The organism is Klebsiella sp. K5-306, assembly GCF_051835185.1.
Taxonomy (GTDB): Bacteria; Pseudomonadota; Gammaproteobacteria; order Enterobacterales; family Enterobacteriaceae; genus Klebsiella; species Klebsiella oxytoca.
Window position 1 is genome coordinate 125,306 of record NZ_JAIFJY010000016.1, and the last position, 7,729, is coordinate 133,034.

The following is a 7,729-nucleotide window of genomic DNA, read 5'->3' on the forward strand; positions in this document are numbered from 1 at the left end:
ACTCGTTATCTCATCACTTTTTGATTAGCTTAGCGTAAAAGAAGCCGTCACCTTCTTCACCACCAGGCAAATTTTGTTGGCCTGGTAACTCTGGCGTTCCGGTTTCGCTGAGTACCGCATCCGCTGTTCGTTGCAGAAAAGCTTTAATTTGCAGGCTATTCTCCTCTGGTAATACGGAGCACGTCGCGTAAACCAGAGTTCCGCCGGATTTCAGGTGCGGCCATACGGCATCCAGAATTTCCGACTGAAGCTGGGCCAGTTCTGCGATATCGCGATCCCGGCGCAGCCATTTGATATCCGGGTGACGGCGAATAACACCGCTAGCGGAACAAGGCGCATCCAGTAGGATACGATCGAACTGTTGTTCGCCGCACCACTGTGATGGATGGCGTCCATCACCCTGTTTGACGGTTGCCTTCATTCCCAGTCGCTTCAGGTTGTCATAGACGCGGGAGAGCCGCTGCTCGTCAATATCGATGGCGAGAACCTGTGCTTCGGGAGCCGCTTCGAGAATATGCGTGGTTTTACCGCCCGGAGCGGCGCAGAGATCCAGAATGTGCTCGCCGTTTTTGGGGGCGAGGAATGTGACGCAACCCTGAGCGGAGGCATCCTGAACGGTAACCCAGCCTTCTTCAAACCCTGGCAGTGCATGGACTGGTACCGGTGTTTCCATGCGTACAGCGTCAGGATAAGCGGAATGCGTAAACCCTGACATACCCGCCTCTTCCAGCAATGCCAGCCAGCTGTCGCGCGTGTGATGGAGACGGTTCACGCGCAACCACATTGGCGGACGCTGGTTGTTCGCATCCACGATGGCTTCCCACCGCGCTGGATACGCTTTCTGCAGGCGTTTTAATAACCAGCCTGGGTGTAAGAAGCGAATGTCGCTACGAGAAAATTCAGACAACAGCTCTTCCTGCTGGCGCTGAAACTGGCGCAATACGCCGTTAATCAACCCCTTAAGCTGTGGACGTTTAATAGCGACTGCGCCTTCAACCGTTTCCGCCAGTGCGGCATGCGGCGGGATACGCGTATAGAGCAGTTGATATAAGCCCACCATAATCAGGTAGTGAACGATACGCTGCTTACCCGTCATCGGACGAGACATTAGCTTATTGATCAGCCAGTCTAATTGCGAAAGCGTACGCAGCACGCCAAAGCATAGTTCCTGAAGCAGCGCTTTATCTTTATCGGATACTTTTTGCTGCAGTGAGGGCAGAACGTTGCTTAATGATTGCCCTTGTTCGAGAACCTGTTCAACGGCCTGCGCTGCCAGGCTACGTAAATTGAGTTGTTTTTTCATAAACACAAAAATAAAAATGCCCGGCAACACCGGGCGTATTAAGAAGGGGCCGTCAGACCAGACGGTTGCCAGGAGCGAACCATTCCCGGCGCGAGTTTAAAAGATCCTGGGCGCTCATTGCTTTTTTACCGGCCGGCTGCAGCGAGAGTAGATTCAGAATACCGTCGCTGGTTGCTACCTGAATCCCCTGTTTTGTCGCTTCAATGATGGTCCCCGGTACGGCAGCTGTGGCCGTATTGATAACCGATGCCTGCCAGACTTTTATCGGCTGGCCATCAATTTCTATCCAGCTCATAGGCCACGGATTAAAGGCGCGAATGCAGCGTTCTAACTGAGCAGCGGAAAGAGACCAGTCGATACGCGCCTCTTCTTTGCTGAGTTTTTGTGCATGGGTAACCAGCGCTTCATCCTGAACGACCGGTTTTGCGGTACCCGCGGCAAGCTGCTTAAGGGTTTCAATAAGCCCTTGCGGCCCCAGGTTAGCCAGTTTGTCATATAACGTTCCGCTGGTATCTTCTGCGGTGATGGGACACGCAAGCTTATACAGCATGTCGCCCGTATCAAGCCCGACATCCATCTGCATGATTGTTACACCGGTCTCGGTATCACCAGCCCACAGCGAACGTTGAATTGGCGCCGCTCCGCGCCAGCGTGGAAGCAGCGAACCATGAACATTAATGCAGCCAAGGCGCGGCATATCCAGCACCGCTTTCGGCAAAAGCAGACCATAGGCTACGACCACCATGACGTCTGCATGCAGGTCAGAAACTAATTGCTGATTATCCTGCGGGCGTAACGAAGCTGGCTGGAATACTGGTATGCCTTTCTCCTGCGCCAGTACTTTAACCGGGCTGGGCATGAGTTTTTTACCCCGGCCTGCTGGACGGTCTGGTTGTGTAAACACGCCAACGATGTTATGTCCAGAGGAGAGCAGCGCGTCAAGATGACGCGCTGCAAAATCAGGAGTACCCGCAAAAATAATACGTAGTGAATCTGACACGTTAATTCTCGTCCTTAAGCTCGGGCATTCAGGCGGTCAAGTTTCTCAACTTTTTGACGAATGCGTTGTTGCTTGAGCGGAGACAGATAATCGATGAACAGCTTACCAACGAGATGATCCATCTCATGCTGAATACAGATTGCCAGCAGACCGTCAGCTTCCAGTTCAAACGATTTTCCTTCGCGATCGAGCGCGCGGATTTTCACTTTTTCTGCACGCGACACTAAAGCGCGTTGTTCAGGAATAGAGAGACAGCCCTCTTCAATGCCGGTCTCTCCGCTCTTTTCCAGCAGCTCCGGGTTAATTAATACCAGCTGCTCATCACGATTTTCCGATACATCAATAACGATGATCCGCTGATGGATATCCACCTGCGTTGCGGCAAGACCAATACCTTCTTCAGCGTACATCGTCTCGAACATATCATCGACGATACGCTGAATTTCCGCATTTACTTCTTCAACCGGCTTTGCGACTTTGCGAAGGCGCTCGTCCGGAATATGTAACACTTGCAAAACTGACATAGTTATCCAGAGTTGTGTTCAGGAGTTGGAAAGATTATTACCTCTATTCTAGACAAAACCCCCTGCAATTGACAGTCTCGCTGTCCAATCGCAATGATTGTTAAAGTCGCTTGTGGCAGGGGGATGGGGATGACGCCGAAGGAAATTTGGATACGTTTGATGAGAGTGAGCAGCCTGTATGGCGACAGTGCTGTCAACGTCGCTCGTCAGCTATGTTCATCTCCGACCTTAGATCATGATAATTTGCGAGCCTGTGGTTTGAATCTGGCGCAATCGAAGCACTTTCTTAGCGTTAACCAATGCGAGATTGATTCCACTCTGCAGTGGCTCGAGCAGCCGAGTTGCTATCTACTCACCGCCGAAGATCCGCTTTACCCACCTCAATTGCGGGCTATTGTGGATTTTCCCGGTGCCCTTTTTGTCTATGGAAATACTTCGCTACTTAGTAGCCGGCAGCTGTCAGTTATCGGAAGTCGAGCGCATTCGTGGTATGGCGCCCGCTGGGGGAAATTATTTAGCGTAGCTTTAGCGGGTTATGGCATTACGATCACTAGCGGTCTGGCTCTTGGCATCGATGGGATCGCCCATCGTGGTGCGCTGGAAGGTAAGGGTAAAACGGTTGCCGTTTTAGGGAACGGGTTACGCGAAATCTATCCTCGTCGCCATCAGGCGCTGGCGGAGCAGATAATTCGCAACGGTGGAGCCGTAATTTCTGAATTTCCACTTTTTACTCCGCCTTTGCCGGGGAATTTTCCCCGGCGTAATCGGATTATCAGCGGCCTGAGCGCCGGTGTGTTAGTTGTTGAAGCCGCACTGAAAAGCGGTTCGCTAGTGACAGTTCGTTATGCTCTGGAGCAGGGAAGGGATGTATTTGCCCTGCCAGGGCCAATTGGCAGTCCTGGTTCGGAAGGACCCCATTGGCTCATTAAGCAGGGAGCGATTCCCGTAACGGCGCCTGAAGACATCATTGAATACTGGCGGGATGATCTACAGTACATTGTTCCCGAGCCGGATGGCGCAAATAATTGCGCGAATCTGCCTTCTGTAGCATTGCCATTTCCAGAGCTCCTGGCTAACGTAGGAGATGAGGTAACACCTGTTGACGTTGTCGCTGAACGTGCCGGCCAATCTGTGCCAGTAACCGTAGCCCAGCTACTTGAACTGGAGTTAGCAGGCTGGATCGCAGCTGTACCCGGCGGCTATGTCCGATTAAGGAGGGCAAGCCATGTTCGACGTACTCATGTATCTGTTTGAAACTTACATCCATAATGAAGCAGAAATGCGCGTGGATCAGGACAAGCTGACTCGGGATCTTACCGATGCCGGTTTTGAACGAGAAGATATCTATAACGCCCTGATGTGGCTTGAGAAACTGGCTGATTATCAGGAGGGGTTGGTTGCGCCTATGCAGCTTGCTTCCGACCCTCTCTCGCTACGAGTATATACGGACGAGGAGTGTCAGCGTCTTGATGCGAGTTGCCGGGGGTTCTTACTGTTCCTTGAGCAAATTCAGGTGTTGAACCTCGAAACACGGGAAATGGTAATAGAGCGTGCGCTGGCGCTGGATACGGCGGAGTTCGATCTGGAGGATCTCAAATGGGTGATTCTGATGGTGCTGTTCAATATTCCCGGTTGCGAAAATGCCTACCAGCAAATGGAAGAATTACTCTTTGAAGTAAATGAAGGTATGCTGCATTAACTTTTTTGCTGCGACATTAGAATTGTTATGACCAAAACAGCGCTGTTTTCGGTGCGTAAAAACGAACCTTGCCCGCAGTGTGGGGCTGAACTGGTGATACGCTCCGGGAAGCACGGGCCTTTTCTCGGCTGTTCGCATTATCCTGACTGTGACTATGTCCGTCCCCTTAAAAGCCAGGCGGACGGACATATCGTCAAAGTTCTGGAGGGGCAAACGTGTCCGTCTTGCGGCTCCGTGCTGGTGCTACGGCAGGGACGTTTTGGTATGTTTATCGGGTGCAGTAGCTACCCTGATTGTGAACATACTGAATTGATTGATAAGCCAGATGAAACCGCAATACCCTGCCCGCAATGCGGACAAGGGCATCTGGTGCAGCGCCGTTCACGTTTTGGTAAAAACTTCCATTCCTGCGATCGTTACCCCGATTGCCAGTTCGTCATTAATTTCAAACCAGTAGCGGGCGAGTGCCCCGAGTGTCATTACCCGTTGCTAATCGAAAAGAAAACGGCTCAGGGCGTTAAGCGCTTTTGTGCCAGCAAACAATGTGGAAAGCCGATATCGGCGGAATAAATCTGTGAATAATAACCTGCCCTCAGAAGCCATCGTTCGCGCTGTAGAGCTTCTGAATAATCAACATGTCATCGCCTATCCTACGGAAGCCGTTTTTGGCGTCGGTTGCGATCCCGATAGCGAAAAGGCCGTCATGACTCTGCTTGCTCTTAAACAGCGTCCGGTCGAAAAAGGATTGATCCTGATCGCCGCTAGCTTTGAACAACTCAAGCCATACATTGACTATACGCGGCTTAGCGATGAGCAGCTCGCGGCTATTTTTTCCTGTTGGCCTGGTCCGGTGACGTTTGTCTTCCCCGCCTGTGCTTCAACGCCGCGTTGGTTGACTGGGCGCTTCAATTCATTGGCTGTCAGAGTTACCGATCATCCGCTGGTGGTTGAACTGTGCAAGGCTTACGGTAAGCCGCTGGTTTCAACCAGCGCAAATTTATCGGGCCAGCCACCTTGCCGCACGACCGAGGAAGTTTATACACAGTTTGGCGCTGACTTTCCCGTCATTGATGGGGCAACGGGAGGACGACAAAATCCATCTGAAATTCGTGATGCCTTGACGGGCGAACTCTTCCGCCAGGGATAATTCATGGAAACTTATGCCGTCTTCGGACACCCCATCGCCCATAGTAAATCGCCGTCTATCCATCGGCTTTTTGCACAGCAGCTGCAAATTGCGCATCCCTATGGACGTATTCTGGCTCCGCTCGATGATTTTGTTACCACGCTTGACTCCTTCTTTAATGAGGGTGGCAAGGGCGCTAACATCACAGTACCTTTTAAAGAAGAGGCCTTTGCGCGAGCTGACGAGTTAACCGAACGTGCAGCGCTGGCCGGCGCAGTTAATACGCTTAAACGGCTGGAAGACGGCCGGCTGCTTGGCGACAATACGGATGGCATCGGGCTCTTAAGCGATCTGGAACGGCTTGAGTTTATCAAACCTGGCTTCCGGGTATTGCTTATTGGCGCGGGTGGCGCTTCACGTGGGGTATTGCTGCCCCTTTTATCTCTGGATTGCGCCGTTACTATTGTCAATCGTACCTTTTCTCGCGCTCATGAACTGGCTACGTTGTTTGCTCATACTGGCAGCGTCCGTGCTTTGGATATAGAAGCATCAGGCAATGAGGAATTTGATCTCATCATTAATGCGACATCCAGCGGCATTGACGGGGACGTTCCTGCAATTCCTGTGAGTTTAATTAACCCTCATGTCTGCTGCTATGACATGTTTTACCAGAAAGGTAGTACGCCTTTTTTATCCTTATGCCAGCAACACGGTGCGACAAAATGCGCTGATGGGTTAGGAATGCTGGTGGCGCAGGCTGCTCATGCGGTGCTGTTGTGGCACGGCATTCTGCCAGATATAACTCCAGTCATTGCCGCTTTACAGAAGGAGCTGAATGCATGAACCAGTCTATTCAGTTTCCTGACAGGGAAGTGTGGGATGAGGCGCACCAATGTATCGCTTTTCCGGTATTAGTAAACGGTATGCAGCTAACCTGCGCCTTAACGTCATCGGTGCTCAAGACGCGTTTTGGTGGGGAAGAACCTACGCAATGGCTGGCCGCATTTCGTGAACATCGCTGGGATCTGGAAGATGAAGCTCAGGTTCTGATTCTCGACCAGCAGGAAGATGCTCAAGGTTGGATCTGGTTTTCCTGAGTCAGGTAGTCACCCTTCCACTTTACATAGTTATTCGCTGAATATATGAGTCCGGCGATTTCCGCCTCCGTCAGGGGGCGTATCTGCTTTACAGGGTTGCCAAAGTAAAGGTAGCCACTCTCAAGGCGTTTATTCTGTGGTACCAGGCTGCCTGCGCCAATCATTATATCGTCTTCTACAATCACGCCATCCAACAGAATCGAACCCATGCCGACCAGCACACGGTTACCGATGGTGCAGCCGTGTAGCATGACCTTGTGGCCGACAGTGACATCATCGCCAATGATAAGTGGATTGCCTCGCGGGTTTGATGAAGACTTATGAGTAACATGTAAGACACTACCGTCCTGGATGTTAGTTCGAGCGCCTATTTCTACATAATTCACATCACCGCGAATCGCGACCAGCGGCCAGATACTGACATCATCAGCTATTCTGACGTCCCCGATCACTACGCTACTGGCGTCGATCATTACCCGTTGACCCGTTTTCGGGAATAACTCTTTATAGCGACGCAAACTGTTGGTCATAGTTACCTCAATAAAATAAGGGAGTGCAAAGACTTTGGGTGCTTTTGGGGCCTCCTGCAACCCTTTATTGTGGTAAAAATTGAACGAATTGCGCAAGAATGCTGCGAAGAGGCGGAAAAAGCATCACATGAAAAAAAAGATCGAAAAAAGGCTTGTGCAAAAAAATGGGATCCCTATAATGCGCTCCCACTGACACGGAACAACGGCTTACAGCCCGCCGGGTCAGCGGGATTCAGCGATGAATACCGGCAGAGAAAAGCGAAATTAAACGCTTGACTCTGAAAGAGGAAAGCGTATTATACGCCACCTCGCAACGGTGAGCAAAAGCCGCGTTGCACTGCTCTTTAACAATTTATCAGACAATCTGTGTGGGCACTCAAAGTGACATGGATTCTTAACGTCTTCGGACGAAAAATGAATACCAAGTCTCAAAGAGTGAACACGTAATTC

General features: G+C 51.1%; 10 protein-coding genes. 6 read left to right on the top strand and 4 right to left on the bottom strand.

Annotated features, from left to right (window positions below; all coding sequences use genetic code 11):
- Nucleotides 1-13: 13 nt before the first annotated feature.
- The 3 genes from rsmB to def are packed head-to-tail and all read right to left on the bottom strand — an operon-like array spanning nucleotide 14 to nucleotide 2,827.
- Nucleotides 14-1,303 carry a 16S rRNA (cytosine(967)-C(5))-methyltransferase RsmB gene (gene rsmB / locus K2184_RS22325; protein ID WP_163525845.1) on the bottom strand — a complete coding sequence of 430 codons (1,290 nt, stop codon included), beginning with the start codon at nucleotides 1,301-1,303 and terminating at the stop codon, nucleotides 14-16.
- Between the two features lie 52 nt (nucleotides 1,304-1,355).
- A complete protein-coding gene (gene fmt, locus K2184_RS22330; RefSeq protein WP_004115942.1) occupies nucleotides 1,356-2,303 on the bottom strand; it encodes a methionyl-tRNA formyltransferase in 948 nt (315 codons plus the stop codon).
- Between the two features lie 14 nt (nucleotides 2,304-2,317).
- Entirely contained in the window at nucleotides 2,318-2,827 is a 510-nt protein-coding gene (gene def / locus K2184_RS22335; protein ID WP_163525846.1) for a peptide deformylase, read from the bottom strand.
- A 129-nt stretch (nucleotides 2,828-2,956) separates the two neighbouring features.
- Between def and dprA the strand changes: the two genes are divergently transcribed.
- From dprA to K2184_RS22365, 6 genes are read left to right on the top strand one after another with little or no spacing between them, the layout of a single operon-like run.
- On the top strand, nucleotides 2,957-4,081 hold the full coding sequence (gene dprA / locus K2184_RS22340; protein ID WP_064374080.1) for a DNA-protecting protein DprA: 1,125 nt from the start codon (nucleotides 2,957-2,959) through the stop codon (nucleotides 4,079-4,081).
- The gene (gene smg / locus K2184_RS22345) at nucleotides 4,053-4,526 is read left to right on the top strand and encodes a DUF494 family protein Smg (protein ID WP_004106298.1); all 474 of its coding nucleotides are present in this window, start codon (nucleotides 4,053-4,055) and stop codon (nucleotides 4,524-4,526) included. The genes dprA and smg overlap by 29 nt, the downstream gene beginning before the upstream one ends.
- A gap of 27 nt (nucleotides 4,527-4,553) precedes the next feature.
- Nucleotides 4,554-5,096: a DNA topoisomerase family protein gene (locus K2184_RS22350; protein WP_004106296.1), complete on the top strand. Its 543-nt coding sequence runs from the start codon at nucleotides 4,554-4,556 to the stop codon at nucleotides 5,094-5,096.
- Nucleotides 5,097-5,100: 4 nt separating this feature from the next.
- Nucleotides 5,101-5,673, top strand: a complete 573-nt coding sequence (gene tsaC / locus K2184_RS22355; protein ID WP_004115936.1) for an L-threonylcarbamoyladenylate synthase type 1 TsaC — start codon at nucleotides 5,101-5,103, stop codon at nucleotides 5,671-5,673.
- A 3-nt stretch (nucleotides 5,674-5,676) separates the two neighbouring features.
- Nucleotides 5,677-6,495 (top strand): shikimate dehydrogenase, encoded by an 819-nt coding sequence (gene aroE, locus K2184_RS22360; protein WP_004115935.1) that lies wholly within the window; start codon nucleotides 5,677-5,679, stop codon nucleotides 6,493-6,495.
- Nucleotides 6,492-6,749 carry a DUF1488 domain-containing protein gene (locus K2184_RS22365; RefSeq protein WP_004106287.1) on the top strand — a complete coding sequence of 86 codons (258 nt, stop codon included), beginning with the start codon at nucleotides 6,492-6,494 and terminating at the stop codon, nucleotides 6,747-6,749. The genes aroE and K2184_RS22365 overlap by 4 nt, the downstream gene beginning before the upstream one ends.
- Here the strand turns inward: K2184_RS22365 and K2184_RS22370 are convergent.
- Nucleotides 6,725-7,279 carry a gamma carbonic anhydrase family protein gene (locus tag K2184_RS22370; RefSeq protein ID WP_004106285.1) on the bottom strand — a complete coding sequence of 185 codons (555 nt, stop codon included), beginning with the start codon at nucleotides 7,277-7,279 and terminating at the stop codon, nucleotides 6,725-6,727. The genes K2184_RS22365 and K2184_RS22370 overlap by 25 nt on opposite strands.
- Between the last annotated feature and the right edge of the window lie 450 nt (nucleotides 7,280-7,729).